At 70.6% G+C, this 24,974-nt stretch carries 20 protein-coding genes; 12 read left to right on the top strand and 8 right to left on the bottom strand.

Annotated elements, in window-relative coordinates:
• Positions 1–149: 149 nt before the first annotated feature.
• The 5 genes from ACP4E5_RS07610 to pulA all read left to right on the top strand — a co-directional run bounded on the left by ACP4E5_RS07610 (position 150) and on the right by pulA (position 10,615).
• A complete protein-coding gene (locus ACP4E5_RS07610) occupies positions 150–1,157 on the top strand; it encodes a carbohydrate ABC transporter permease (RefSeq protein ID WP_425826200.1) in 1,008 nt (335 codons plus the stop codon).
• Between the two features lie 22 nt (positions 1,158–1,179).
• Positions 1,180–2,085 carry a sugar ABC transporter permease gene (locus tag ACP4E5_RS07605; protein ID WP_425826198.1) on the top strand — a complete coding sequence of 302 codons (906 nt, stop codon included), beginning with the start codon at positions 1,180–1,182 and terminating at the stop codon, positions 2,083–2,085.
• 51 nt (positions 2,086–2,136) lie between these two features.
• Entirely contained in the window at positions 2,137–3,795 is a 1,659-nt protein-coding gene (locus tag ACP4E5_RS07600) for a glycoside hydrolase family 13 protein (protein WP_425826196.1), read from the top strand.
• Positions 3,792–4,850: a LacI family DNA-binding transcriptional regulator gene (locus ACP4E5_RS07595; RefSeq protein ID WP_425826194.1), complete on the top strand. Its 1,059-nt coding sequence runs from the start codon at positions 3,792–3,794 to the stop codon at positions 4,848–4,850. Before ACP4E5_RS07600 ends, ACP4E5_RS07595 begins: the two co-directional genes overlap by 4 nt.
• Positions 4,851–5,305: 455 nt before the next feature.
• On the top strand, positions 5,306–10,615 hold the full coding sequence (gene pulA / locus ACP4E5_RS07590; protein ID WP_425826192.1) for a pullulanase-type alpha-1,6-glucosidase: 5,310 nt from the start codon (positions 5,306–5,308) through the stop codon (positions 10,613–10,615).
• 42 nt (positions 10,616–10,657) lie between these two features.
• On the opposite strand, the gene ACP4E5_RS07585 is transcribed toward pulA, so the two are convergent.
• Positions 10,658–11,470 (bottom strand): amidohydrolase family protein, encoded by an 813-nt coding sequence (locus ACP4E5_RS07585; protein WP_425826190.1) that lies wholly within the window; start codon positions 11,468–11,470, stop codon positions 10,658–10,660.
• Positions 11,471–11,979: 509 nt separating this feature from the next.
• Here ACP4E5_RS07585 and ACP4E5_RS07580 point away from each other — a divergent pair.
• Positions 11,980–12,522, top strand: coding sequence for a hypothetical protein (locus ACP4E5_RS07580; RefSeq protein ID WP_425826188.1), 543 nt, complete (start codon positions 11,980–11,982; stop codon positions 12,520–12,522).
• A gap of 5 nt (positions 12,523–12,527) precedes the next feature.
• On the opposite strand, the gene ACP4E5_RS07575 is transcribed toward ACP4E5_RS07580, so the two are convergent.
• Together ACP4E5_RS07575 and ACP4E5_RS07570 are read right to left on the bottom strand one after the other, a co-directional pair.
• On the bottom strand, positions 12,528–14,603 hold the full coding sequence (locus ACP4E5_RS07575; protein WP_425826186.1) for a beta-galactosidase: 2,076 nt from the start codon (positions 14,601–14,603) through the stop codon (positions 12,528–12,530).
• A gap of 419 nt (positions 14,604–15,022) precedes the next feature.
• The gene (locus ACP4E5_RS07570) at positions 15,023–16,009 is read right to left on the bottom strand and encodes a GlxA family transcriptional regulator (RefSeq protein ID WP_425826184.1); all 987 of its coding nucleotides are present in this window, start codon (positions 16,007–16,009) and stop codon (positions 15,023–15,025) included.
• A 70-nt stretch (positions 16,010–16,079) separates the two neighbouring features.
• Between ACP4E5_RS07570 and ACP4E5_RS07565 the strand changes: the two genes are divergently transcribed.
• On the top strand, positions 16,080–17,039 hold the full coding sequence (locus tag ACP4E5_RS07565) for an NADP-dependent oxidoreductase (RefSeq protein WP_425826182.1): 960 nt from the start codon (positions 16,080–16,082) through the stop codon (positions 17,037–17,039).
• Positions 17,040–17,157: 118 nt separating this feature from the next.
• Positions 17,158–18,177: an NADP-dependent oxidoreductase gene (locus ACP4E5_RS07560; protein ID WP_425826180.1), complete on the top strand. Its 1,020-nt coding sequence runs from the start codon at positions 17,158–17,160 to the stop codon at positions 18,175–18,177.
• A gap of 99 nt (positions 18,178–18,276) precedes the next feature.
• On the opposite strand, the gene ACP4E5_RS07555 is transcribed toward ACP4E5_RS07560, so the two are convergent.
• Both ACP4E5_RS07555 and ACP4E5_RS07550 read right to left on the bottom strand, forming a co-directional pair.
• Positions 18,277–19,332 (bottom strand): aldo/keto reductase, encoded by a 1,056-nt coding sequence (locus ACP4E5_RS07555; protein WP_425826178.1) that lies wholly within the window; start codon positions 19,330–19,332, stop codon positions 18,277–18,279.
• Between the two features lie 77 nt (positions 19,333–19,409).
• On the bottom strand, positions 19,410–20,096 hold the full coding sequence (locus tag ACP4E5_RS07550) for an SDR family oxidoreductase (RefSeq protein WP_425826176.1): 687 nt from the start codon (positions 20,094–20,096) through the stop codon (positions 19,410–19,412).
• A gap of 123 nt (positions 20,097–20,219) precedes the next feature.
• Here ACP4E5_RS07550 and ACP4E5_RS07545 point away from each other — a divergent pair, with 123 nt between their 5' ends.
• On the top strand, positions 20,220–20,789 hold the full coding sequence (locus tag ACP4E5_RS07545; protein ID WP_425826174.1) for a TetR/AcrR family transcriptional regulator: 570 nt from the start codon (positions 20,220–20,222) through the stop codon (positions 20,787–20,789).
• Between the two features lie 57 nt (positions 20,790–20,846).
• Here ACP4E5_RS07545 and ACP4E5_RS07540 read toward each other — a convergent pair whose 3' ends face one another.
• The 3 genes from ACP4E5_RS07540 to ACP4E5_RS07530 form a co-directional block, all read right to left on the bottom strand.
• A complete protein-coding gene (locus tag ACP4E5_RS07540) occupies positions 20,847–21,443 on the bottom strand; it encodes a hypothetical protein (RefSeq protein ID WP_425826172.1) in 597 nt (198 codons plus the stop codon).
• 72 nt (positions 21,444–21,515) lie between these two features.
• Positions 21,516–22,448 (bottom strand): M48 family metalloprotease, encoded by a 933-nt coding sequence (locus ACP4E5_RS07535; RefSeq protein WP_425826170.1) that lies wholly within the window; start codon positions 22,446–22,448, stop codon positions 21,516–21,518.
• A complete protein-coding gene (locus ACP4E5_RS07530; protein WP_425826168.1) occupies positions 22,445–22,813 on the bottom strand; it encodes a BlaI/MecI/CopY family transcriptional regulator in 369 nt (122 codons plus the stop codon). Before ACP4E5_RS07530 ends, ACP4E5_RS07535 begins: the two co-directional genes overlap by 4 nt.
• A 126-nt stretch (positions 22,814–22,939) precedes the next feature.
• Here ACP4E5_RS07530 and ACP4E5_RS07525 point away from each other — a divergent pair, with 126 nt between their 5' ends.
• From ACP4E5_RS07525 to ACP4E5_RS07515, 3 genes are read left to right on the top strand one after another with little or no spacing between them, the layout of a single operon-like run.
• On the top strand, positions 22,940–23,608 hold the full coding sequence (locus tag ACP4E5_RS07525; RefSeq protein ID WP_425826166.1) for a DedA family protein: 669 nt from the start codon (positions 22,940–22,942) through the stop codon (positions 23,606–23,608).
• A complete protein-coding gene (locus ACP4E5_RS07520; RefSeq protein WP_425826164.1) occupies positions 23,605–24,213 on the top strand; it encodes a phosphatase PAP2 family protein in 609 nt (202 codons plus the stop codon). The genes ACP4E5_RS07525 and ACP4E5_RS07520 overlap by 4 nt, the downstream gene beginning before the upstream one ends.
• Positions 24,210–24,863 carry a phosphatase PAP2 family protein gene (locus ACP4E5_RS07515; RefSeq protein ID WP_425826162.1) on the top strand — a complete coding sequence of 218 codons (654 nt, stop codon included), beginning with the start codon at positions 24,210–24,212 and terminating at the stop codon, positions 24,861–24,863. Before ACP4E5_RS07520 ends, ACP4E5_RS07515 begins: the two co-directional genes overlap by 4 nt.
• The last annotated feature ends 111 nt before the right edge of the window (positions 24,864–24,974 follow it).

Genomic DNA, 24,974 nt, shown 5'->3' with positions numbered 1-24,974 from the left:
CCCGCGCGCGGGACCGCGGCACCGGCCGTGCGACGTCCGTCGCACGGCCCGCACCACGTTCGTGAAGCAGCAAGCCCAGCCGCAGCCCTGGCCGTAGTCCCCAGCCGCGGATCAGCCGCACATCAGCCGCAGACCAGAAGGTGTTCCCCATGACTGTCGCCGTCGAGCGCCCGGCCGCCCCCAGCGGGGGTGACCGCGGCCGGCGCCCGGGCCTCATAGCCCGCCTCAAGAACGGTTACCAGAAGCACTGGTACGCGTACGCGATGATCGCTCCCGTCGTGATCGTGCTCGCCGTCATCGTGGCGTATCCGCTGGTCCGCGGCTTCTACCTGACGCTCACCGACGCGGACAGCCTCAACTCGGCGCGCACCATCGGCGTCAACCACATCGACGCCACCTACAAGTTCATCGGCCTCGACAACTACGCCGACATCCTGTGGGGCCCGACGTCGTACGACCGCTTCTGGTCGCACTTCGTCTGGACGATCGTGTGGACGGCGTCCTGCGTCACCCTGCACTACGTGATCGGGCTCGGGCTCGCGCTGCTGCTCAACCAGAAGGGACTGCGCGGCCGCACCGCCTACCGGATGATGCTGATTCTTCCGTGGGCCGTACCGACGTTCGTCACGGTCTTCGCCTGGCGGTTCATGCTCGCCGACGCCGGAGTCGTCAACACCACGCTCGACGCGCTCGGCCTGCCCTCACCGGCGTGGCTGGAGGACCCGCTCTTCCAGCAGATCGCCGCGATCACGGTCAACACGTGGTGCGGTGTGCCGTTCATGATGGTCTCGCTCCTCGGCGGTCTCCAGTCCATCGACGCGACGCTGTACGAGGCCTCGGAGATGGACGGCGCGAACGCTTGGCAGCGCTTCCGCCATGTGACCCTGCCCGGCCTGCGCTCCGTCAGCTCGACGGTCGTCCTCCTGGGCGTGATCTGGACGTTCAACCAGTTCGCCATCATCTTCCTGCTGTTCGGCAACACCGCGCCGAACGCGCAGATCCTCGTCACCTGGGCCTACTACCTCGGCTTCGGCCAACAGCCCCGCGACTACGCCCAGTCCGCCGCCTACGGCGTACTGCTCCTGTCCCTCCTCATCGTCTTCACCTCCGTCTACCGCCGCTGGCTGAACCGCAATGACGTATCAGTCGCCATCTGACGCCGCAGGAGCAGCCACCGCCATGAGCACCCAGACCCTCACCAAGACCCCCGCCCCGGCGGCGGCCAAGGCCGCACCGCCCAGGAACGCGACCCGCCGCGGCCGGCGCAGCCGCAAGGCGTCGGTGGGCACCCACGCCGTCCTGATCATCTCGAGCGTCGTCGCGCTCTTCCCGATCGGCTGGCTGGTGTTCCTCTCGCTCGGCCCGGGCAAGGACGACTACCTCCACCCGACGCGGATCCTCGACACGGCGACGCTGAGCAACTACTGGTACGTGCTCCAGCACACCAACTTCCTGAAGTGGCTCGGCAACACGCTCACCGTGTCCCTCGGCACCACCGTGATCGGTGTGCTCGTCGCCGCGACCAGCGGCTACGCCGTCTCGCGGATGCGCTTTCCCGGCTACAAGAAGTTCATGTGGGTCCTGCTGGTCACGCAGATGTTCCCCGTCGCGGTCCTCATGGTCCCGATGTACGTGATCCTCTCGGACCTCGACCTCATCGACACGTACGCCGGCCTCATCCTCGTCTACCTGACGACCGCCGTGCCGTACTGCGCCTGGCTGATGAAGGGCTACTTCGACACGATCCCGATCGAGATCGACGAGGCCGGCCGCGTCGACGGGCTCTCCCCGTTCGGCACCTTCTTCCGCCTCATCCTGCCGCTGGCCCGTCCGGGACTCGCCGTCGCCGCGTTCTACACCATGATCACGGCGTGGAGCGAGGTCGCGTTCGCCAACACGTTCATGCTCGACGACCAGAAGTACACCCTCGCCGTCGGCCTGCAGAGCTTCGTCAGCGAGCACGACGCGCAGCGCCAGTACATGGCCGCCACGGCCGTGCTGATCGCCGTCCCGATCTCCGCCGTCTTCTACCTCGTCCAGAAGAACCTGGTGACCGGCCTCACCGCCGGCGGCACCAAGGGCTGACCCCCTCGCATCACCGACCAGTTGTCCGGCCTCTCACGCCTCAAGGACGCCATGAGCCAGCACTCCACGGACGTCACCACGATGTCCACCCCGACCCGCCAGGCCACCGACTGGTGGCGCGACGCGGTCATCTACCAGGTCTATCCGCGCAGCTTCGCCGACAGCGACGGCGACGGCACCGGTGACCTCGAAGGTGTCCGACGACACCTGCCCCACCTGCGCGACCTGGGTGTCGACGCGGTGTGGCTGTCGCCGTTCTACGCTTCGCCGCAGGCGGACGGGGGCTACGACGTCGCCGACTACCGGGCCGTCGACCCGATGTACGGCACGCTGCTCGACGCCGACGCGGTGATCCGCGACGCGCACGCCCTGGGCCTGCGCATCATCGTCGACCTGGTGGCGAACCACTCCTCGGACCAGCACGAGTGGTTCAAGCGGGCGGTCGCGGACGGCCCCGGATCGCCGCTGCGCGAGCGCTACCACTTCCGCCCCGGCAAGGGCGCGCACGGCGAACTCCCGCCCAACGACTGGGAGTCCATCTTCGGCGGCCCCGCCTGGACACGCCTTCCGGACGGCGACTGGTACCTGCACCTGTTCGCACCCGAGCAGCCCGACTTCAACTGGGAACACCCGGCGATCGCCGACGAGTTCCGCTCGATCCTGCGTTTCTGGCTGGACATGGGTGTCGACGGTTTCCGTGTCGACGTCGCCCACGGCCTGGTCAAGGCGGAGGGTCTGCCGGACCTCGGCTCGCACGACCAGCTCAAGCTCCTGGGCAATGAGGTGATGCCGTTCTTCGACCAGGACGGCGTGCACGACATCTACCGCTCGTGGCGCAGGATCCTCGACGAGTACGACGGTGAGCGGGTCTTCGTCGCCGAGGCCTGGACGCCGACCGTCGAGCGCACCGCGCATTACGTCCGTCCCGACGAGCTGCACCAGGCCTTCAACTTCCAGTATCTGGGCGCCCCTTGGGAGGCGTCCGAGCTGCGGAAGATCATCGATACGTCGCTGGACGCGATGCGCCCGGTGAACGCACCGGCGACCTGGGTGCTCTCCAATCACGACGTCACCCGGCACACCACGCGGTACGCCAACCCGCCCGGCCTCGGAACCCAGATCCGCACCCCCGGAGACCGCGAACTCGGCCTGCGCCGCGCCCGCGCCGCCACCCTCCTGATGCTCGCCCTGCCCGGATCCGCGTACCTCTACCAGGGCGAGGAACTCGGCCTCCCCGACGTCACCGAGCTGCCGGACGAGGTGCGCCAGGACCCGTCCTTCGCCCGCGCCCAGGGCCAGGACGGATTCCGCGACGGCTGCCGGGTACCGATCCCATGGACCCGCACCGGACCCTCGTACGGCTTCGGGGCGGGCGGCAGTTGGCTACCGCAGCCCGACAGCTGGGGCGAGTTGAGCGTCGAGGCGCAGACCGGCGACCCGGACTCGACGCTGGAGCTGTACCGCACCGCGCTGGCCGTGCGCCGCGCACAGCCGGGCCTCGGTGCCGGCTCCGAGGTGACCTGGCACGAAGAGGCGCCCGAGGGGCTGCTGCACTTCGAGCGCCCCGGCTTCGCCTGCACCGTCAACACCACCGGCACACCGGTCCGGATCGCCGCACCCGGCACCGTCCTGCTCGCCAGCGGCCCGGTCGAGGTGACCGGCGGCGAACTCGACCTGCCCGCGGACAGCACGGTCTGGTGGGCCACGTGACGATCCCCGCGCCGCGGGGTGCCGAGAACGGCACCCCGCGGCTCCACGACATCGCGGGGCAGGCGGGGGTCAGCGAGGCCACCGTCAGCCGAGTCCTCAACGGCAGACCGGGTGTCGCCGCGTCCACCCGCCAGAAGGTCCTGGCGGCGCTCGACGTCCTCGGATACGAGCGTCCGGTGCGGCTGCGGCGACGCAGCGCCGGCCTCATCGGCCTGGTCATTCCCGAACTGACCAATCCGATCTTCCCGGCGTTCGCCCAGGTCATCGAGCAGGTGCTGGCCGGGTACGGCTACACGCCGGTGCTGTGCACCCAGATGCCCGGCGGCGCCACCGAGGACGAACTGGTCGAGCAGCTGGAGGAACGCGGAGTCAACGGGATCGTGTTCCTCTCCGGCCTGCACGCCGACACCTCGGCCGACCCCACGCGGTACGCCAAACTCGCCGCACGGGGTGTGCCGTTCGTCCTCATCAACGGCTTCAACGAGCAGATCAACGCGCCCTTCGTGTCACCGGACGACCGCTCGGCCGCCCGCATGGCCGTCCGGCATCTCGTCGACCTCGGACACGAACGCATCGGCCTGGCCATCGGGCCGACCCGGTTCGTGCCCTCGCGGCGCAAGGAGGAGGGCTTCGTCGCCGCCCTGCACAGCCTGCTCGGCGTGGACCGGGACGAGGCCGAACGGCTCGTGCAGCGCACCCTGTTCACCGTCGAGGGCGGCCACGCCGCGGGCGGCGCGCTGCTCGACAAGGGGTGTACGGGAATCGTCTGCGGCAGCGACCCCATGGCGCTCGGCGTGATCCGCGCGGTGCGCGAACGAGGCCTGGACGTGCCCGGTGACATCTCGGTGACCGGGTTCGACGACTCGCCGCTGATCCCGTTCACCGATCCGCCGCTGACCACGGTCCGTCAGCCGGTGCAGGCCATGGCCACCGCGGCCGTGGGAGCGCTCCTCGAAGAGCTCGGCGGGACACCGGTGCAGCGCACCGAGTTCGTCTTCCAGCCGGAGCTGGTCGTGCGGGGCTCGACGACACAGGCGGCCCGGCACCCGGCGTGAGGTGACTCCGGCTCGGTGGCCCGGGCGCGTGGGGCCTTCGGTGTTGCCAGGCCCCCGGGTCGACCGGGCCGGAGCGGGGCCGAACGTAACACCTCCCCACTTCTTGCGAAAGACCTTGCGACAACAAACCCTTTGCCTGGCCTGCGAGTTGGGAGGTGCGTGCCGGGAGGGTTGACGGCGCCCCGAGGGGCTCGTACGGTCACGACCGCAACAGCTTGCAGCAAGAATCATCAACGGCCCTACGGGTACGGCGCGTTGCCGCCTGGCTGCCGAACCCACCAACCGCCAAGAGACCGACCGCCCGGCGCCCATTTCCGACTCCCCGCTGCGCCGGGCGGTCACGTACCCGTCTCACGCCTGATCGAGAAAGGCACAGCAAGGTGATTGGTTCGCCCACGGCAACCGCCGGCCCCCGCGGCCGAGCGGGCCGCAGAACACCGACCCGCAGACCGGCGATGCGCAGAACCTCGGCCGCCCTCACGGTGGCCCTGCTCGCCGCGACCCTGCACACCGTCCAGACCGCGTCGGCCGCTCCAGCCCCGCCCCCGCCGCCGTCCGACGCGAAGCTCGCCGCCGTCCCGGACCGGCACAACACGACGCGCGAACAGTTCTACTTCGCCCTCCCGGACCGCTTCGCCAACGGGGACACCGCCAACGACAAGGGCGGTCTGACCGGCGACCGGACGAAGACCGGCTTCGACCCCACCGACAAGGGCTTCTACCAGGGCGGTGACCTCAAGGGCCTCACCGGCAAGCTCGACTACATCAAAGGCCTGGGCACCACGGCGATCTGGCTGGCCCCGATCTTCAAGAACAAGCCGGTACAGGGCAACGGCGAGAGCGCCGGCTACCACGGCTACTGGATCACCGACTTCACGCGGGTAGACCCGCACTTCGGGACCGACGCCGACCTGAAGAACCTGATCGCCAAGGCACACGGCAAGGGGATGAAGGTCTACTTCGACGTCATCACCAACCACACCGCCGACACCCTCACCAACACCGAGCAGAAATACGGCTACCGGCCCAAGGGCGCGTACCCCTACCTGGACTCTGAGGGCCGCCCCTTCGACGACACCACCGACACCAAGGCGAAGGTGGACCGGAACAGCTTCCCGTACACGCCGACGGTGAACGCCGCGGAGCGGGACAGCAAGTCCCCGGCGTGGCTGAACGACCCGACGATGTACCACAACCGGGGAGACTCCACCTTCGTCGGCGAAAGCGGCCTGTACGGGGACCACACCGGCCTCGACGACCTGTGGACGGAACGCCCCGAGGTCGTCGAGGGGATGGAGAAGATCTACGAGAAGTGGGTCAAGGACTTCGACATCGACGGCTTCCGCGTCGACACCGTCCGCAACGTCAACATGGAGTTCTGGACGCAGTGGGCCACCGCCCTCGACGCCTACGCGGCCGAGCGCGGCCGGAAGAACTTCTTCATCTTCGGCGAGACGTACTCCGCCGACCCGTCCGTCACCGCCCCCTACGTCACCCAGGGCCGCCTCGACGCGACGCTCGACTTCCCACTCCAGGACGCCGTACGAGGATTCGCCTCCCAGGGCGAACCCGCCACCTCTCTGGCGAACGTGTTCGCCCAGGACTACCGGTACACCACCGACAAGGCCAACGCGTACAACGAGGTCTCCTTCCTCGGCAACCACGACATGGGACGCATCGGTGGCTTCCTGGAGCAGGACAGCCCGCAGGCATCCGACAAGGAACTCCTCCAACGGGACGTGTTCGCCCACGAGTTGATGTTCCTGTCGCGCGGGAACCCCGTCGTGTACGCAGGTGACGAGCAGGGCTTCACCGGCGCCGGCGGCGACAAGGACGCGCGTCAGACGATGTTCGCGTCCAAGGTCGCGGACTATCTCGACGACGACCAGATCGGTACGGACCGCACGCACGCCCGCGACGCCTACGATCCGACGCATCCGCTGTACAAGGCGATCGCGGCGTTGTCGAAGCTGCGCAAGAGCAACCCGGCGCTGGCGGACGGCGCCCAACGGGAGCTGTACGCGAAGGACTCCGTGTACGCCTTCTCGCGGACCGGAAACGACCGCGAGTACGTCGTCGCCGCGAACAACGCGGCCGAGCCGAAGACCGTCGAGCTGCCCGTCGAGTCGGCCGCGTTCCGTGCCATGTACGGGGGTTCTGGCACGGAATCGGCCACCGGCGGACGCGTGAAGGTCACCGTCCCGGCACTGTCGTCGCTCGTGCTGCGCGCCACCGACACCCTGCCCGCCCCGACGGGGAAGCCCACCGTGTCCCTGAAGGCCCCGGCCGCCGGGGCCACCGGGACGGTCACGCTGACGGCCGACCCGGGCGACACCGCGTCGGCCCGAGTCGCCTTCGCCGCGCAGATCGGCAACGGCACGTGGCGCACCCTCGGCGCCGCCGACCACGCGCCGTACCAGGTGACGCAGACCGTCCCCAGCGCAACACGGGCCGGAACACCTTTGCGGTACAAGGCAGTTGTGGTGGATCGCGCAGGACGCACTGCGAGCGCGCTCGCCGGTACGACGGCGGGGCAGACGCCCGCGCCCGACAAGCCGAGCGCGGTGGACCGCGACGTCGCCGTCGTCCACTACAAGCGCACCGACGGCGACTACGAGGACTGGAAACTCAAGTCTGCCGACGGTGAAGGCGAGTTCGTCGGCCGGGACGCCTACGGCGCGTTCGCCTGGGTCGAGGTCCCCGACGGCGCGAGCTCGGTGACGTACACGATCGGCAAGGACGGCGCCGCCGACGGGCCGCAGCGCACCATCGACTTGGCGAAGACGGGGGAGGTCTGGGCCGAACAGGGCAAGGAAGGACAGGCGGAGACCGAGCCCGACGGCGTCTACCCTCCGCAGGACGAGAAGAAGGCGATCGTCCACGTCCACCGGGCCGACGGCGACTACGACGGCTGGGGCCTGCACACCTGGACCGGCGCGAAGGCGCCCACCGACTGGTCCAAGCCGCTGGAACCCACGGGCAAGGACGCGTACGGCGTCACCTTCGAGGTCCCGCTGGCCGACGGCGCGACGTCGCTGAGCTACATCCTCCACAAGGGCGACGAGAAGGACATCCCCAGCGACCGCTCCCTGGACCTCGCCACCTACGGACACGAGGTGTGGCTGAACTCGGGGGAGACCAACTACCTTCTGCCCTCGGTCGGTTCGGCGCCCGAGCTGGACCTGACCAAGTCGCGGGCGCAGTGGATCGACACGGAGACCGTCGCGCTGCCCGCGTCGGTCGACAGCAAGGCCGCGCTGTCCACGCAACTGGTGTACGACCGCGCGGGCTCCATCGGCGTGCAGGACGGCGCGCTGACCACCGAGGGCCGATGGCTGCGCCTGGACAAGGTGAGCGGAGGGCTGACCGACGCGCAGAAGGCCACGTACCCCCACCTCAAGGAGTACGCGGCCTACCGTGTCGACCCACGCGACCGCGACCGGATCCGGGACGCGCTCGCCGGGCAGATCGTCCTGACCCAGCGCGTCGCCAACGGCGCCCTGGTCACCGGAACCGGTGTGCAGACGCAAGGCATCCTGGACGACCTGTACGGCGGAGCCGCCGAACAGGCCTCGTTGGGGCCGGTGTTCAAGGGCGTCAGGGTGACTCTGTCCGTGTGGGCGCCGACGGCGCAGGACGTGCGGCTGGAACTCGGCGGCAAGTCCGTCGCCATGCGCCGGAACGGCGAGAGCGGCGTGTGGTCCGCCACGGGTTCGGCGGCGGCCTGGCAAGGCGAGGAGTACCGGTACGCGGTGACTGTGTGGGCGCCGAGCGTCCAGAAGGTCGTCACGAACAAGGTCACCGACCCGTACTCGGTCGCCCTCACCGCGGATTCCGAGCGCAGCCTCGTCGTCGACCTGGACGCCAAGTCCCTTGCGCCGAAAGGCTGGTCGGGCCTGACGAAGCCGAAGGCCGTCGCCATGAAGGACGCCCAGATCCAGGAGCTGCACATCCGCGACTTCTCCGCCGAGGACAGGACGACACCGGCGAAGGACCGCGGCAGCTACCTGGCCTTCACCGACAAGAACAGCGACGGATCCAAGCACCTGCGCGAACTGGCGAAGTCCGGAACGGCGTACGTGCATCTGCTGCCGGCCTTCGACATCGCCACGATCCCCGAGAAGAAGTCCGAACAGGCAACCCCCGGCTGCGACTTGACCTCGTACGCGCCCGACAGCGAGAAGCAACAGGAATGCGTGGCGAAGACGGCGGCCAAGGACGCGTACAACTGGGGCTACGACCCGTACCACTACACGGTTCCCGAGGGCTCCTACGCCACTGACCCGGACGGCACCCGGCGCACCGTCGAGTTCCGGCAGATGGTCAAGTCCCTCAATGACGACGGCCTCCGCGTCGTCATGGACGTCGTCTACAACCACACGGCGGCGAGCGGCCAGAACAAGACCTCGGTGCTCGACAAGATCGTGCCCGGCTACTACCAGCGGCTGCTGGCCGACGGCTCGGTCGCGAATTCCACGTGCTGCGCGAACACCGCGCCCGAAAACATCATGATGAACAAGATCGTCGTCGACTCCCTCGTCACTTGGGCCAAGGAGTACAAGGTCGACGGCTTCCGCTTCGACCTGATGGGCCACCACCCCAAGGCCAATATCCTCGCCGTACGCAAAGCCCTCGACGCGCTGACGCCCGCGAAGGACGGTGTCGACGGCAAGAAGATCATCCTGTACGGCGAGGGCTGGAACTTCGGCGAGGTCGCCGACGACGCCCGCTTCGTGCAGGCCACCCAGAAGAACATGGCGGGCACTGGCATCGCCACGTTCTCCGACCGCTCCCGCGACGCGGTGCGCGGCGGCAGCCCCTTCGACGAGGACCCCGGCGTCCAGGGCTTCGCCTCGGGCCTCTACACTGACCCCAACTCCTCGCACTCGAACGGCACTTCGGCCGATCAGAAGACCCGCCTGCTGCACTACCAGGACCTCCTCAAGGTGGGCCTGTCGGGCAGCCTCGCGGACTACGAGTTCACCGATACGGACGGGAAGAAGGTGAAGGGGTCCGGGGTCGACTACAACGGCGCGCCCGCCGGTTACGCGGACGCACCGGGCGACGCGCTGGCCTACGCGGACGCGCACGACAACGAGTCCCTGTACGACGCGCTCACCTACAAGCTGCCCGCGTCGACCAGCACGGCGGACCGGTCGCGGATGCAGGTACTCGCGATGGCAACGGCGGCGCTCTCGCAGGGGCCGGCCCTGTCCCAGGCGGGCACCGACCTGTTGCGCTCCAAGTCCCTGGACCGCAACTCGTTCGACAGCGGCGACTGGTTCAACGCGATCCAGTGGGACTGCCGTGCGGGCAACGGCTTCGGCCGCGGTCTGCCTCCGGCGGCCGACAACAAGGCCAAGTGGCTCTACGCCAAGCCTCTGTTGACGTCGGTCCCGGTCCCCGACTGCTCGGCGATCAAGGGAACCTCGGCCGCGTACCAGGACCTGCTGAAGATCCGCACGACCGAGCCGGCGTTCCACCTCAGCACTGCCGAGCAGGTCCAGAAGTCGCTCTCCTTCCCGCTCTCCGGCAAGGGCGAGACACCTGGCGTCGTCACCATGCGCCTCGGTGGCCTCGTGGTCGTCTTCAACGCCACGCCGAAACAGCAGAAGCAGACGGTCCCGGGCCTCGCCAGCGCCACCTACCACCTGCACCCGGTCCAGGCGTCCGGCGTCGACAGCGACGTCAAGTCCGCCTCGTACGAAGCGAGTTCGGGAACCTTCACGGTCCCTGGCCGCACGGTGGCGGTCTTCGCCCGCTGAGCGACGCGCACCTGATCCGGGGCGTCGTGTCCTCTGGTACGCCTACAGGGAGAAGACGCGACGCGCGTTCCCGGAGAGGAGGAGTTCGCGTGCCTCGTCGTCGAGGTCGAGGGCGTCGAGGTGTTCCAGTGCCTGCGCGGGCGTGATCATCGGGTAGTTGGTGCCGAACAGGACCTTCCGCCGACCGCGGCCGCGCAGGTACTTGACCAGTTCGTCCGGGTAGCGGCGAGCGGTGTAGGCGCTGGTGTCGATGTGGACGTTCTCGTGCTTGTCGGCGACCGCGATCATCTCCGTCGTCCAGGGGTAGCCGATGTGCCCGCACACGATCGTCAACTCCGGGAAGTCCAAGGCCACTTGGTCGATGTACGGGATCGGCCGCCCGGTCTCCGAAGGCCGCAGCGGTCCGGTGTGTCCCACCTGCGTGCAGAACGGGACCCCCAACTCGACGCAGGCCGCGTACAGGGGGTAGTAGAGCCGGTCGGTGGGCGGCAGCTCCCACAGCCACGGCACGATCCGCAGCCCGACGAAGCCGAGTTCCTCGACGGCCCGGCGCAGCTCCCGCACCGCCGTCATGGGGCGGGTCAGGTCGGCGCCCGCCACGCCGCGCAGTCGTCCGCCGGACTGTGCGACGAACTCGGCCACCTCGTCATTGCTGATCAGGGCGCCCTGCGGGCCGTACCAGGCCGCCGAAAGCCCGATCTCCACGTCGGCTTCCTTCAGGGCCCCCACCGTCACCTCGACGGGCAAGGCCTCTTCGAGCATCTGGAGTCCGGTCCACCGCCGTAGCGAGGCGAACATCTCGTGGTTGGAGTGACGCAGCGTCGGGTGCTGCATCCAGGCGTCGATGACGGGCATGGTTCCCTCTCCCGGTTGCGTGCGGGGGCGCCCGCCGGGGGTCCTAAGCGGGTGCTTAGGGGCGACAGTAGTACGGCCGCGTGCGGCGGTGCCAGCCCCGGAGCCTGTACGCCGAGGTTCACCTCCCGTAAGTCCAAACGCGTCTCACCGGCCGGGCTTTGCGCTCTCGGCAGGGGCCGTCAAGCGCACCGGGCAGTAGTGTGGGGCGCGCTTCCCTCACGCGCCCTCGGCTTGCCGACACAGATCGGGCCGGGAAGGAACCCGCCTGTGGACACCGGACGGTCCTTCGCTCTGGCGAAGGGCCACGCGAGCCGTCCAGCAGCGTGACCGATTCTCATCGGGCCGCGCTCCGAGAACATCCGGCACATTGTTTTGCGAGGGGAACCGTCAGCGCAGGTCCCGCTCACGGAGGGTGGCGCCGACGGTGCTCCGGCAGAGGGGGCTCGGTCATGGAGACGGCAAGCTGGACAGCAACTGCACGTCGGACGCGGCTCTGGTCAGTGGCGGTCTTGGTCAGTCTGCCGATCGGGGGCTACATCGCCGACTTGGCCGTGGACGGGATCGATTCCGTGGGAGCGGCGCTGGTCGGGGGCCTCGTGGTGGGCGCGGTCATCGCAACGGCCGAGTGGTTCGCTCTACGGCAGTGGGTCTCCTGGCTCTGGATCCCGGCGACCACGGTCGGGATGGCCGGCGGCCTGGCCGCGGGAGCGGCTCTGGTCGGCTATGGGGTCGACCGGGCGGACCTCGCCCTCATGGGCGCCGTGAACGGTGTCGCGGTGGGGGTGTTGCAGACGCTGGTGCTTGCGCGACACCGGGTCACGGGCGCGTTCTGGTGGGCGGTTGTGAACCCGCCGGCCTGGGCGCTCGGCTGGGTCGTCACCTCCTACGTGATCACACGGGAGGTTGACGACAGGTTCGCCATCTTCGGTGCCAGCGGGGCGATCGCCTTCGGACTGCTGACCTGGCTCCTGCTCGCGACCCTGCTCCGGTCGACTCCTCAAGCGCGGGGGGCGGAGGCAGCCGGGGCTGTTGCGGACACCGGCCACGCCTGACCGTCTCACCCACCCCGAACCGGCCCCACCTCCGCCTCCACCCGCACGGGCTTCGCCCCCTCGCGCACCACCGCCGCCCCCAGCGGCGGCACCAGCACCGGACCGGCCGAAGGGTCGGCGTCCTGGATCAACTCGCGTTCTCCGCCCGCGAGGTGGACGGTGGACGTGCCGTGGTTGAGTACGAACAGGTACGAGTGGTGGCGGCCGCGGCGGCGTACCGCCTCCACGCCGTCCGGGAGGTCGGCGACGGTGGGTTCCACGCCCGCGTGGGCGCAGATGTCGTCGAGGAGGTGGCGCAGGGCGTTGTCCGGCAGATGTGTCGACACGTACCAGGCGTGGCCGTCGCCCACCGTGTGTCGGGTCACCGCGGGCAGGCCGTCGGCGTAGTGCCTGACGGCCTCGGCGCCGTGCAGTTCCACGTACTCGCTCCACCGAGTGGCGACGGTGCCGTCGTCCAGCGTGACGTGTTCGTCGGAGCCGAGCGGGCGCAGCTCGGTCGTACGGATGCCGAGCAGGTCGCGCAGCACGCCCGGATATCCGCCGCGGACGACGTGCAGGTTCTCGTCCGTCACCCCGGTGAAGTAGCCGACCACGAGAGTGCCACCGGATTCGGTGAACTGCCGCCAGCGTGCGGCCAGTTCGGCGGAGACCGGCATCATCGACGGGACGAGAAGGACGCGGTAGCCGGACAGGTCGGCGTCGGCCGGGACGAAGTCCGCCGGGATGCCCGAGCGCCAGAGCGCGGCGTGGGTGCGGCGCACCGCCTCCGGGAAGCTCAGTCGCTGCGACGGCAGCCCGTCGTTCTCCAGGGCCCACCACCCGTCGGCCTCCCACAGGATCGCCACGTCCGCGTCCACGACGGGGCCCTCGGCGGGCGGTTCGGCGACCTCGGCCAGGCGGCGCAGGGTGGCGCCGAGCTCCACGACCGACTCGAACCGGGCGGTGTCGGGGCCGGTGTGGGGCACCATGCCGCCGTGCCAGGTCTCCGACCCGGCGGCGGAGGCGCGCCACTGGAAGAACAGCGCGCCCTGGGAGCCACGGGCGAGGTAGGACAGTGTGTTGCGCAGCACCCGGTCCGGCGGCTTGGGGGCGTGCCGGTCGCCGAGCGCGATCTGGGTGGTGCCCTGTTCCATGAGCAGCCACGGCTTCCCGCCGGCCCAGGAGCGGGCGAGGTCACCGGCGTACGCGGCGTGGGTCTCGCCCGCGTCGCCGGTGGTGTCCAGGTAGTGGTCGATGGAGACGGTGTCGAGGTGGGGGCGCCAGGACCAGTGGTCGAGGTGGTTCCAGTCCGGCAGCATGAAGTTGGTGGTGACCGCAGCGGTCGAGCCGGCGGCGCGGATCTCGGCGACCTGCTCCGCGTAGGCGTCGCGGAATTCGTCGGCGCTGAACCGGCGGAAGTCGAGCGCGTGGGTCGGGTTGTGCATGTACTGGGTCTGGCGGGGCGGGAAGATCTCGGCCCAGTCGCCGTACCGCTGGGACCAGAACGCCGTGTACCAGCGCTGGTTGAGCTCTTCCAGCGTCCCGTACCGCTTGTGCAGCCAGGTCCGGAAGGCAGCCGCGGCGTGGTCGGAGTGGTCGAGGCTCCCGTACTCGTTGTGGACGTGCCAGCCACGCAGCGCCGGGTGCGTGCCGTACCGCTCGGCGAGCTTGCGGGCGATGCGGCGGGAGGCCTCCCGGTAGGCGGGGGCGCTGATCGCGTACGTGTCTCGGCTGCCGTGGGTGTGCCGGCTGCCGTCGGGCTGCACCGGGAGCGCGTCGGGGTGCCGCAGCGAGAACCACGGTGGCGGGGAGGCGGTCGGCGTGGCCAGGACGACGCCGATGCCGGCCTCGTGCAGCCGCGCGAACACGTCGTCCAGCCACCCGAACTCGCACTGCCCTTCCGCCGGTTCGAGCCACGACCACGCGAACACGCCGACGGTGGCGGTGTCGACGCCGGCCCGCCGCATCAGCTCGACGTCCTCGACCCGCGTCGCCTCGTCCCACTGCTCGGGGTTGTAGTCACCGCCGAACAGGAAGCGGTCGTGAGGGGTGAGCCCGCCGGCGGGGTCGGGGCCGGGCTGCGCGGATCCGGAGGGGATCATGGGGGCTGCTCCTCGGGGGAGTTCGAGGCGTGCTTGTCGAAGCGGTTCGCCAATAGTAGGAACCATCCCGCGAGTTGGACAAGAGATGTGGCAACTGCCTCCAGCCAGGGTGAAGTTCCTCGCATGCTTTGAGGTGCGACGCAATGTCGTGTGGTGGGTCGTCGTGTTTACCGTCGGCCGCACCCAGTTCGATCGAAGCGCTTCGATCGGCGAGGCATACCCAGCTTCCGTGATGACTCCCCTCACCTGTACATGTGCCAGCGAGTCGGGCCCGCTGTTCGCCGGTCGCTCAGAGTTCGCCAGGAGGGGCGAACCGGTAGAAGACTCCGTCGACGGGGTGGATGCCCATGAGTAGCCAGCCCGCGTTCTCGAAGTCGCGGGCGCGGTCGTTCGCACCGCGGTGGGGCAGGAAACTCCGCCTACGCCCCGACCCCCGCCTGAAACGTCCTCCGATAAGCCAGTGGTGAGACGCCGAGGTCCGCATGGAGGTGCTGGCGTAGTGACGTGGCCGTGGCGAAGCCGACGTCCGCCGCGATCTGGTCCACCGTCAGGTCGCTGGATTCCAGCAACTGGCGGGCCCGGCCGAGGCGTTGCTTGATGAGCCACTGGCGGGGCGGCAGTCCGGTCTCGTCGCGGAAGCGGCGGGCGAAGGTGCGCAGGCTCATGTGGGCGTGCTCGGCGAGCTGGGGGAGGCTGAGTGGTTCGTCGAGGTGTTCCAGGGCCCACTGGCGGGTGGCGGAGGTGGACGCGCCGGGGTCCTCGGGGACGGGTCGCTCGATGTACTGGGCCTGGCCGCCGTCGCGGAAGGGCGGGACGACGCAGCGGCGGGCGGCCAGGTTGGCGAGCTCGCTGCCGTGGTCGGTGCGGATGAGGTGCAGGCACAGGTCGATGCCGGAGGCGGCGCCGGCGGAGGTCAGGACGTCGCCGTCGTCCACGTAGAGGACGTTCTCGTCGACCTGGATGTGCGGGTACCAGTCGCGGAAGTAGGGCGCGCACTCCCAGTGGGTTGCGGCCGGACGGCCGTCCAGGAGGCCCGCGGCGGCGAGCGTGAAGCTGCCGGTGCAGATCGAGGCGATCCGCGCGGCGGGGCGGATCCGCGCGAGCGCCGCGGCGACGGCGTCGGGCAACTTGCGGGTGAGGCGGAGCGGGTCGACCGGCGCGACGATCACCGTGTCGGCGGCCTCAAGTGCTTCCGGGCCGTGCTGCGGGGTGACGGCGAAGCCGGCGTTCGTCTCGACCGGGCCGCCGTCGACCGAGACGAGCGTGACCTCGTACCGGCCCTCCGCCGCACCCAGGATCCGCGCCGGAATGCCCAGCTCGAAGGGGTACGCGCCGTCCAGGGCGAGGACAGCGACGTGGTGCGGGGGCTGGCTTCCGGTGGGCCCGGTCGGCTGCGCGACACTCATGGCAGAATTCTATCGCCTATTGGCTTTTAGGCCATGGCTGTGGGCGTGCAACCGCAGGAACCTGGGTGACATGAACGACATCACCCCCACCATGCAGGCCATCAGCCAGGACGAACTCGGCGGACCCGAGGTCCTCACGTCCGTCACCGCCCCCCGCCCCGCTCCCGGCATCGGCGAGATCCTGATCCGCGTCCACGCGGCTGGCGTGAACCCCGTCGACGCGATGAACCGGCAGGCCGGCGTCTTCATCGGGCAGCCCCCTTTCACCCTCGGCTGGGACGTGTCCGGGACCGTCGAGGCGGTCGGCCCCGGTGTCACCGTCCACCAGGCCGGAGACGAGGTCTTCGGCATGCTGCCCTTCCCGCACGGCCACGGCGGCTACGCCGAGTTCGCGCTCGCCCCGGCGCGCGCCTTCGTGCCCAAGCCGGAGGAACTGACCCACGTACAGGCGGCCGCGCTGCCGATGGCCGGGCTCACCGCATGGCAGGCGCTGGTGGAGACCGCGGGCATCGGCGAGGGCAGCCGGGTGCTCATCAACGGGGCGGCCGGCGGCGTCGGCCACCTCGCGGTCCAGATCGCCAAGGCGCGCGGCGCGTACGTCATCGCGCTCGCGGCCGGCGAGAAGGCGGACTTCGTACGTTCCCTCGGCGCCGACGAGGTCATCGACTACACGACGACCGACCTCGCGGACACCGAAGACGCCCGTGTCCCGCACGACCTGGACGCGGTCCTGGAGAGCGTCGGCGGCGGCTACCCGGCCAAGGTCGTCCCCCTCATCAAGCCCGGCGGCACCCTCGTCTCCACCCTTCCGCCGAGCCTCGCCCCTGCCGCGCCCGACGCGGTCGCGCGCGGTGTCCGCCTGGCCGGGCTGTTCGTCGAGGCCGACCGCCTCGGCATGACGGCCCTCGCGGAACTGGCCGCCGACGGCCTCCTGGTGCCGACGGTCGGGGCTACGTTCCCGCTCGCCGATGCGGCCACCGCGCACGCGAAGAAGACGGGTTACGGCAAGACCGTCCTGACCGCGGTCTGAACCGGATGCCACGGCTCCCGCCGTGCCGCTCTCCCCGAAGCGACGTCCACTGACAGATGAGCCCCTGCGCGGGCACGCACACCACCTCCGCCCCGCGCGGACGAGGAAGGGATCCCCGATGAGGGCCTTCACGATCGACAAGTACAAGGAGCGGGGCGGCGGCCGTCTCGCCGAGGCGGCCGACCCGGAGCCGGGCGACGGTGACGTACTCATCCGCGTCCACTCGGCGAGCGTCAACCCGCTCGACCTCAAGATCCGCAGCGGCGGCCTCAAGACCGTTCTGCCGTACCGTTTCCCGCTGATCCTGGGCAACGACCTCGCGGGAACCGTGGTGCGGACCGGCCCGTCCGTCACCGGGTTCTCGGCGGGCGACGAGGTCTACGCCAAGCCCGACCAGTCCCGCATCGGCACGTTCGCGAACCTCATCGCGGTCGCCGAGGCGGACGTGGCACCGAAGCCGGCCGGGCTGACGATGGACGAGGCCGCCGCCCTGCCACTCGTCGCCCTCACCTCCTGGCAGGCGCTCGTCGACCGTGCCGGTGTGACGGCGGGGACGAAGGTGCTGGTCCAGGGCGGCGCGGGCGGCGTCGGATCGATCGCCGTACAGCTGGCGAAGGAACTCGGCGCGCATGTCGCGGCCACGGCGAGCACGGCCAAGGTGGACCTGGTGCGGGGCCTGGGCGCCGACGAGGTCATCGACTACCGCACCCAGGACGTCAGCGAGCTCCTCGACGGCTACGACGTCGTCCTCGACACGGTCGGCGGCGCGACCCTCGAGAATTCGGTGCACGTCCTCAGGCCCGGCGGCCGGATCATCAGCATCGCCGGACCGCCCGATCGGGCCTTCGCCCGCCAGATGGGCGCGAACCCGGTGATCCAGCTGGTCATGAGCGGCCTCAGCGCCAAGATCAATCGGCTGGCGAGGAAGCACGGCGTGACCTACGAATTCCTCTTCATGACGGCCGACGGCGAGCAGCTCCGCGAGATCACCTCGCTGGTCGAGGCGGGCGCGATCCGGCCGCTCGTCGACCGTGTCTTCCCGTTCGAGGAGACCGGCCGGGCACTGGAGTACGTCGAGCAGGGGAGGGCCAAGGCGGGCAAGGTCGTCGTGGCGGTGGCCCCCGCACCATCCAGCTGACTCCGCTCCACGCGGGCTCCACGCGGATACGGGTGTGGTTCCGGCCCCTTACCGAAAAGGGGCCGGAACCACACCCGTGACTGCGCGCGGACGCGACCGTCAGGCCACCGGAACCACCGGGGCGATGACCTTGCTCGCGTCGCCGCCCTGAGTCGCGTTCAACGAACCCGCGATGCCCTCGTGCGGAGCGCCGAGCGGGATGGCGCTGGACTCGGTCAGTCGGGCGAACTGCTCGTCGGTGAGGGTGACTTGGAGCGCGTCGAGGTAGCTGTCGAGCTGGGTGGCGGAGCGCGGGCCGACGATCGGGACCAGGGTGGTCGCCGAGCGGGCGGCGCGCTCGCGCACCCAGGCCACGGCCACCTGCGCGGGCGGCAGACCGGTCTCGTCGGGGATCGCCAGGACGGTGTCGACGACCGCCGTCTTCTGGCCGGTGTCCTCGGTGTGGATGACGGCACCCAGGTCACTGAGCCGCCCCTCCGTCGAGCGCCGGTACTTGCCGGTGAGCAGCCCGCCGCCGAGCGGGGACCACAGGGCGGCGCCGAGACCGAGGGCCTCCGTCATGGGCAGCAGCTCCCGGTCGGCACTGCGCTCGACCAGGCTGTACTCGAGCTGGACGCCGATGAGCGGAGCCCAGCCCCGGAGATCCGCCAGCGTCACGGCGCGCGAGACGCGCCAGGCCGGGAAGTTGGAGAGCCCGGCGTGGTGGATCTTGCCCGCGGACACCAGGTCGTCGAGCCCGCGCAGGATCTCCTCCACGGGGGTGATCTGATCGGGGAAGTGCACCCAGAGCAGGTCCAGGTGGTCCGTGCCCAGGCGCCTCAGGCTGGCCTCGACGGAGGAGACCATCGCCTTGCGGCTGTTGCCCGTCGTCGAGATGCCGGGCCGCGGGCCCGCGCCGAGCGTGAACTTCGTGGCCAGGACGAAGCGGTCGCGGTCGGCGGCGACGAACTTGCCCGTCAACTCCTCCGACTGCCCGAACTGGTACGTGTCCGCCGTGTCGATGAACGTGCCACCGGCCTCGGCGAACCGGTCGAAGATCTTCCGTGCCTCGTCGGGCTCGGCCCCGGCACCCCAACCCGTGCCGAAGTTGGCCGTCCCGAGCGCGTACTCGGAGACACGCAGGCCGGTCCTGCGGCCGAAGGTCGTGTAACGCATCAGGTGCTCCTTGAAGGGGGGTTGAAGAGAACTGACTGAAGCGGCTTGCAGAGGTTTCGGTGGGGCGAGTGAAGGAGTCAGACCTGGGCCGGGGCGTTGGACAGCTGCTGCTTGACGTAGCGGCTGGCGTCGTCGGCGAGGACCTCGAACGCGCCCTGCTCGACGCCGTCGAGGGCCTGCGCGGCGACGTCGGCGGGGGAGACCTTCTGGTCGTCGGGGACGCCCGCGGCCATGTCGGTGTCCATGTAGCCGACGTGCAGTGCGGTGACGGAGATGCCGCGCGGCGCGAGCTCCTCGCGGACCGCGTCGGACAGTGCCCAGCCGGCCGCCTTGGACGCGGCGTAGGCGCCGAGAGCGGCGGGGTGCAGCCAGGAGAGCGCCGAGAGGACGTTGAGGACGCCGCCGCCCCCGTTCGCCTCGATCACCGGGGCGAAGGCGCGGGTGGGGGTGAGCGTGCCGAAGAAGTTCGTCTCCATCTCGCGGCGGATGTCGTCCATGTCGCCGCCGATCAGGGCCGAACCCGTGGACATGCCCGCGTTGTTGACCAGCAAGTTCGCGTCCGAGGCGAGACGGGCCGCTTCGCGGACGGAGGCCTCGTCGGTGACGTCCAGGCGGATCGGGGTCACGCCCGGCAGGTCGATGTCCTCGGGGCGGCGGGCCGCCGCGTAGACCTTCGCGCCGCGCTCGACGAGCTGCGCGGCGAGGTGGCGGCCGAGACCACGGTTGGCCCCGGTGACGACGGCGACGGCGTTCTCGATCTTCATGTCTGCTCCCGGCTGAGGGGGGCGCGCCACGAGGCGCACCCACATTAGATGTCATGTGTAATCTAAAGCCAGAGTAGAATAGATTCCGACCGACATCCAAACGGGGAAGCAGTGAGGTGCCTCATGGGGCGCGTATCGCAGGCGCAGGCGCAGGAGAACCGGAAGCGGATCATCGACACCGCGTCCCGTCTCTTCCGGGAGCAGGGCACGCATGTCAGCGTCGCGGACGTCATGAAGGCGGCAGGGCTCACCCATGGCGGCTTCTACAAGCAGTTCGCCTCGAAGGAGGCCCTGGTCGACGAGGCCACGGCGCACGCCTTCGCCGAGGTGTCCGGGCGGCGGGCCGCCGCCGACCAGGGCCGCCGGGAGCTGATCGACGCCTACCTCGCCGCCGACCACCGCGACAACGCCGCCGCGGGGTGCCCGGTCGCGGGTCTCGCCGCGGACATCGCGCGCGGGGCCGGGGACGCAGAGGCGCGCCGCACCTACGCGGAGGGTGTCACCGCGTTCGCGGACCTGCTCGCAGGGGCGGACGGGGGCGAAGGTGGGGGCGAGGGGGACGGGCGTGCGGACGGCCTGGCCCAGCTCTCCACGCTCGTCGGCGCGCTGGTCCTGGCCCGCGCGACCAAGGGCTCCCCGGTCTCCGAGGAGATCCTGGCGGCGGCGAACAAGGCGCTGACGGCGGGCAGTTGATCTGCGGGTGAGCGACTGAGTGGCTCAGTCCCCTCCCTGGGGCGCGCGTGCGGTGCCTCAGGGTGTTGCACCGGCTTGTCGAGGTTGGGTCCGAGGGTGAGTCCGAGGCCGCGTCTGAGCCTGTCCGTTGCCGAGTATCTGTTGGGCGCCTGCGACGAACCGTGAACGCGACTCTCGGAACGCGGCGTTCCTGTCGTTCAGTTGCTCGTCCATCTCGGCGTACGTGAGGGCTTCGTCGAAGGCGATCCTGAAGCGCTGTGTGTTCACGTCGTAGAGGCCTTTGGCGAGGTCGGCCATGTTCTCGGGCCCGGACACCCGTACGTTCCAGATGGCCCGGCGCAGCTCGCGCATGGCGGCCTGGCTCTCCTCTCGTATCTCTCTCCACTGGCCCGGTCCGTCGGGGGAGCCCGCGGCGGAACGTCGGGCCGCGACGATCTCGTCCAGGGAAGTGATGAAGCGTTCGGACGCGTCCATCACGTCCGCGTAAGAGGTCTTGCGGTCCGCGCGGAGTTGGCCGCGCGCCTCGGCTCTCTCCTGGGCGGCGACCTGTTCCAGGGTGGCTCTTCGCTGCATCCACACGCCCAGGAGCGTTCCGCCGAGGGCGCCGACCACACCGATGAACGCCGCCAGTACAGCGGCCATGCTCTCGTCCATGAGCGTCTGTTTAGAACAGATCGCCCAACGCATCAAGGCGCATCAGGGCGCATCAGGGCGCATCAGGGCGCATCAGTGTGCGGCCTCGCCCTGGGCGACCTCGATGTCGTCGTGCACGCTGAGGGCGCCGCCGGCCGCCGCGCTGAAGGAGAGCAGCGCGCAGACGGCGAGCAGGACGGCGATCCCGTACGTGGCCCGGCGGGCCGCCGGGGCCGGGGCGAGGAGGGCCGTCACCCGCTGCGGCACCGGGCCGGTCATGGCCGCGGGCGTCATCACGGGCCGCGCGGCGTCCCCCGAACCCGTCGCCAGGGCGGCGCGGGCGATGGCGCGTGCGGTCAGGCGGCGGTCGCCGACGGCGGTGGCGGCGGCCTCGTCGGCGGCGCGTTCCACCGCGAGGCGGATGGCGTCGCGGACCGGGCGCAGGGCGGGGTGGCAGTGGGCGGCGAGCTCGGCCGCGGCCAGGAAGTAGTGGTGGCCCGCGGCGTTGTGCGCGCGCTCGTGCGCGAAGAGCGCCTCGCGTTCGCGGGCGCCGAGGCTGCGCAGCATGGCGCTGGTGACGACGATGCGGTGCGGGCGTCCGGGCAGCGCGTACGCGTCCGGGTGCGGGGACTCGACGACGCACAGGTCGCCTGCGGCCGGGCGGCGCGCGGCTTGGGAGCGGGCGGTGCGCAGCGCCGTGGTCTGCCGCACGACCGCGCGCCCGAGGGCGAACGCGGCGAGCAGGAGCAGGCCGAGGGCGAGCGCGGCGAGCGGCAGCATCAGGTGCGCGGAGGGCACCCGCAGCGGGTGCACCAGCTCGCCCAGAGCCGCGACGGCCGGGATCTTCAGCAGCCCGGTCAGGGTCAACGTCCCGAGCGCCGCGACCGTGCCCGCCGCGAGGAGGAGCGCCGAGGAGGTCAGGGTCCACAGCGCGAAGGCCGGCGAGCAGCGGTGCAGGACCCGGCGGGCCAGGAGCGGGGCGGCGCAGGGCAACAGCAGGGCGACGAGGAGCGCGGCGATCGTCATGTGCTCTCTTCCAGGAGGCGGCGCAGCACCTGCTCGTCGTCCGGGTCGAGCTGGGCGACGAAGCGTGCCAGTACCGTCTCGCGGTCGTCGTCCCTGTCGAGTTCGCCGTGCATGCGCAGGGCGGTCAGCCCGTGCGGGTCCTGCACGGGACGGTAGGCGTAGCCGCGGCCCTGCCGCTCCCGCTCCAGCGTCCCCTTCTCGTACAGCCGGGACAGGATCGTCGTCACCGTGGTCCGGGCGAGACCGGAGGCGAGCTCCTCCTGGACCTGCGACGGGGTGAGCGGGGCGTCGCCCGCCCACAGCGCGGCCATCACCGCGGCCTCCAGCTCGCCGGCCGGTCTGCGGTCGTCCTTCTCCGTACCCATGGGAACGATCCTCCCCTCCCCATCGTCTACAGTAAAGTAGACCGTCTACATAGTTGTAGTCGATCGTGTTGCTGTGCAGGTCGGATGCCGTGCAGCCGGTCGTCCCCAGGAGAGGAGCGCATGCCGATGACCACATCCGTGGTCCTATCGTCTCAGCTCGCCGTGAACCCACTGGACGCGCAGTCGCTGCTGGCCGCCTTCGGCGTGCTGGGGGTCGGCGCGGTGATGTTCGCCGAGACCGGGCTGTTGATCGGCTTCTTCCTGCCGGGCGACTCCCTGCTGTTCACCGCGGGGCTGTTGTGCACGGGAGGCGGGCAGCACGGCGTGCGGCTCTCCCTCGGGCCGCTGCTGGCCGCGGCGGTGCTCGGCGCGCTGGCCGGCGCGCAGTGCGGGTATCTGATCGGGCGCAGGGCGGGCGGCGCCCTGCTCGCCAGGCGCCGCTCTGCGCGGCTGCACGAAGGAGCCGCCAGAGCCGAGGAACTGCTCGCGCGGTACGGGCACGCGAAGGCGATCGTGCTGGCGAGATTCGTGCCCGTGGTGCGGACCGTGCTGAACCCCCTGGCGGGCGCGCTGGGAGTCCCGGTCCGCGTGTTCACGGTGTGGCAGGTGGCCGGCGGCGTGGTGTGGAGTGTCGGGCTGACCCTCGCGGGATACGCGCTGGGCTCGTCGATCCCGAACGTGGACCGCTACCTGCTGCCGCTGGTCGCGCTGATCGTGGTCCTCTCGCTGCTTCCGCTCGCCGCCGAGCTCTACCGAAGCCGCAGGCGGGGCAGGGCGAAGGAGGCCCGCGGATGATGCTCGCGCTCGGCGGAGCGTCGATCGACGGCTCCGCGTACCAGGACGTGACCGGTCTCGCCCAGCGTTCCCCGGGCTGGCTGGACGGCGCGGTGACGGTGTGGTCCGCGTACGGACTCGCGCTGTTCGGCGTGCTGATGATCCTGGGATGGTGGTGGGCCAGGCGCGCGGGGGCGGCTGCGGCGCTGACGGCGCTGGCGGTCCCGCTGACCGTGGTCCTCGCGTACGGCGTCAATGACGTGCTGAAGCTGCTGGTGCGCGAGGACCGGCCGTGTCAGAGCCTGCGGGTCCGCACCCTGGAGGTGTGTCCGGGGCACGGCGACTGGTCGTTCCCCAGCAACCACGCGGCGATCGCCGCGGCGGCGGCCGTGGCGCTGCTGTTCGTCGCGCGAAGGCTCGGGACGGTGGCCTGTGTGGCTGCGGTCGCCATGGCGGCCTCGCGGGTCTGGGTCGGCGTGCACTATCCGCACGACGTGGCGGTCGGGCTCCTGGTGGGCGGGCTCGTCGCGTTCGTGACGATGCTCGTGGTGGTGCGCGGATCCGCCGCGCTGGCCCGCCGGATGACGGCTGCCGCGCCTCTACGTGTGCTGCTGACACCCTCGTGAACCGCAAGGGCGTCGCCGACACGGCGGGCAGCGTCGCGCTCGGCGCGTGGGCGGCGTTCAGCGTGCTGGCCCTGTTCGCCGCAGGCCGGGACGGGGCACCGCTGTGGCTCGACCACGGGCTCCTCACGTGGTCCGTCGGCCATCGCCCGGGGACGGCCTCGGCGATGGCGCGAGGCGTAACGGCCTCCGGCACCGGCGTCGTCCCGTACCTGCTCGCCGTCCTGGCCGGCCTCGTCGCGGGACGCACCGCGCGCGACCGGCTCCTCGCCGCCGCCCTCTGCGTCGCCTGCCTCGCCCTGGGGCAGACACTGCGCTACGCCGTGATGGAGTGGGTCCACCGTCCACGCCCGCCCCACAGCGACTGGACGGCGCACGCGAGCGGCTGGTCGTTCCCCTCCGGACACACCACCACGGCCTTCCTGACGGCCGGACTGCTGATAGCCGCGCTCACCGTGCGCCGCCCGCGCGGTGGCACGGCGCTGCGGACCGCCGTGGGTTGCTGGGGCCTGGCGGTCGCCGCCACCCGGGTGTTTCTCGGCGTGCACTGGTTCACCGACGTCGTGGGCGGCTTCCTGTTCGCCCTCGGCTGGCTGACGACGTGCCTGTTCGCCGCCGCCCGCCGGCCGCCCGGCCGCCTCCTCGCGGCCTGAGGGACGAGGGCTACGCACCGGTGTCCGCCACCGACGGTCACGGCGGAAGACCGTGCCACCGCGTACCTGAACGCATCCTGACTGCGGCGTCCCGGCCGGCCATGATCTCCC

This window comes from Streptomyces fractus, assembly GCF_049844455.1.
Lineage (GTDB): Bacteria > Actinomycetota > Actinomycetes > Streptomycetales > Streptomycetaceae > Streptomyces > Streptomyces fractus.
The sequence above is the reverse complement of the archived record's forward strand: the minus strand, read 5'-3'. Positions and strand labels throughout refer to the sequence as shown.

What these genes read in the sequence shown, in the direction of transcription:
- ACP4E5_RS07565 (WP_425826182.1), top strand. Translation starts at nt 16,080, where the DNA reads ATGAACGACATCACCCCCACCATGCAGGCCATCAGCCAGGACGAACTC.
- ACP4E5_RS07525 (WP_425826166.1), top strand. Translation starts at nt 22,940, where the DNA reads ATGACCACATCCGTGGTCCTATCGTCTCAGCTCGCCGTGAACCCACTG.
- ACP4E5_RS07600 (WP_425826196.1), top strand. Translation starts at nt 2,137, where the DNA reads ATGAGCCAGCACTCCACGGACGTCACCACGATGTCCACCCCGACCCGC.
- ACP4E5_RS07520 (WP_425826164.1), top strand. Translation starts at nt 23,605, where the DNA reads ATGATGCTCGCGCTCGGCGGAGCGTCGATCGACGGCTCCGCGTACCAG.
- ACP4E5_RS07530 (WP_425826168.1), bottom strand. Translation starts at nt 22,813, where the DNA reads ATGGGTACGGAGAAGGACGACCGCAGACCGGCCGGCGAGCTGGAGGCC.
- ACP4E5_RS07545 (WP_425826174.1), top strand. Translation starts at nt 20,220, where the DNA reads ATGGGGCGCGTATCGCAGGCGCAGGCGCAGGAGAACCGGAAGCGGATC.
- ACP4E5_RS07605 (WP_425826198.1), top strand. Translation starts at nt 1,180, where the DNA reads ATGAGCACCCAGACCCTCACCAAGACCCCCGCCCCGGCGGCGGCCAAG.
- ACP4E5_RS07585 (WP_425826190.1), bottom strand. Translation starts at nt 11,470, where the DNA reads ATGCCCGTCATCGACGCCTGGATGCAGCACCCGACGCTGCGTCACTCC.
- pulA (WP_425826192.1), top strand. Translation starts at nt 5,306, where the DNA reads ATGCGCAGAACCTCGGCCGCCCTCACGGTGGCCCTGCTCGCCGCGACC.
- ACP4E5_RS07535 (WP_425826170.1), bottom strand. Translation starts at nt 22,448, where the DNA reads ATGACGATCGCCGCGCTCCTCGTCGCCCTGCTGTTGCCCTGCGCCGCC.
- ACP4E5_RS07575 (WP_425826186.1), bottom strand. Translation starts at nt 14,603, where the DNA reads ATGATCCCCTCCGGATCCGCGCAGCCCGGCCCCGACCCCGCCGGCGGG.
- ACP4E5_RS07570 (WP_425826184.1), bottom strand. Translation starts at nt 16,009, where the DNA reads ATGAGTGTCGCGCAGCCGACCGGGCCCACCGGAAGCCAGCCCCCGCAC.
- ACP4E5_RS07560 (WP_425826180.1), top strand. Translation starts at nt 17,158, where the DNA reads ATGAGGGCCTTCACGATCGACAAGTACAAGGAGCGGGGCGGCGGCCGT.
- ACP4E5_RS07610 (WP_425826200.1), top strand. Translation starts at nt 150, where the DNA reads ATGACTGTCGCCGTCGAGCGCCCGGCCGCCCCCAGCGGGGGTGACCGC.
- ACP4E5_RS07550 (WP_425826176.1), bottom strand. Translation starts at nt 20,096, where the DNA reads ATGAAGATCGAGAACGCCGTCGCCGTCGTCACCGGGGCCAACCGTGGT.
- ACP4E5_RS07540 (WP_425826172.1), bottom strand. Translation starts at nt 21,443, where the DNA reads ATGGACGAGAGCATGGCCGCTGTACTGGCGGCGTTCATCGGTGTGGTC.
- ACP4E5_RS07555 (WP_425826178.1), bottom strand. Translation starts at nt 19,332, where the DNA reads ATGCGTTACACGACCTTCGGCCGCAGGACCGGCCTGCGTGTCTCCGAG.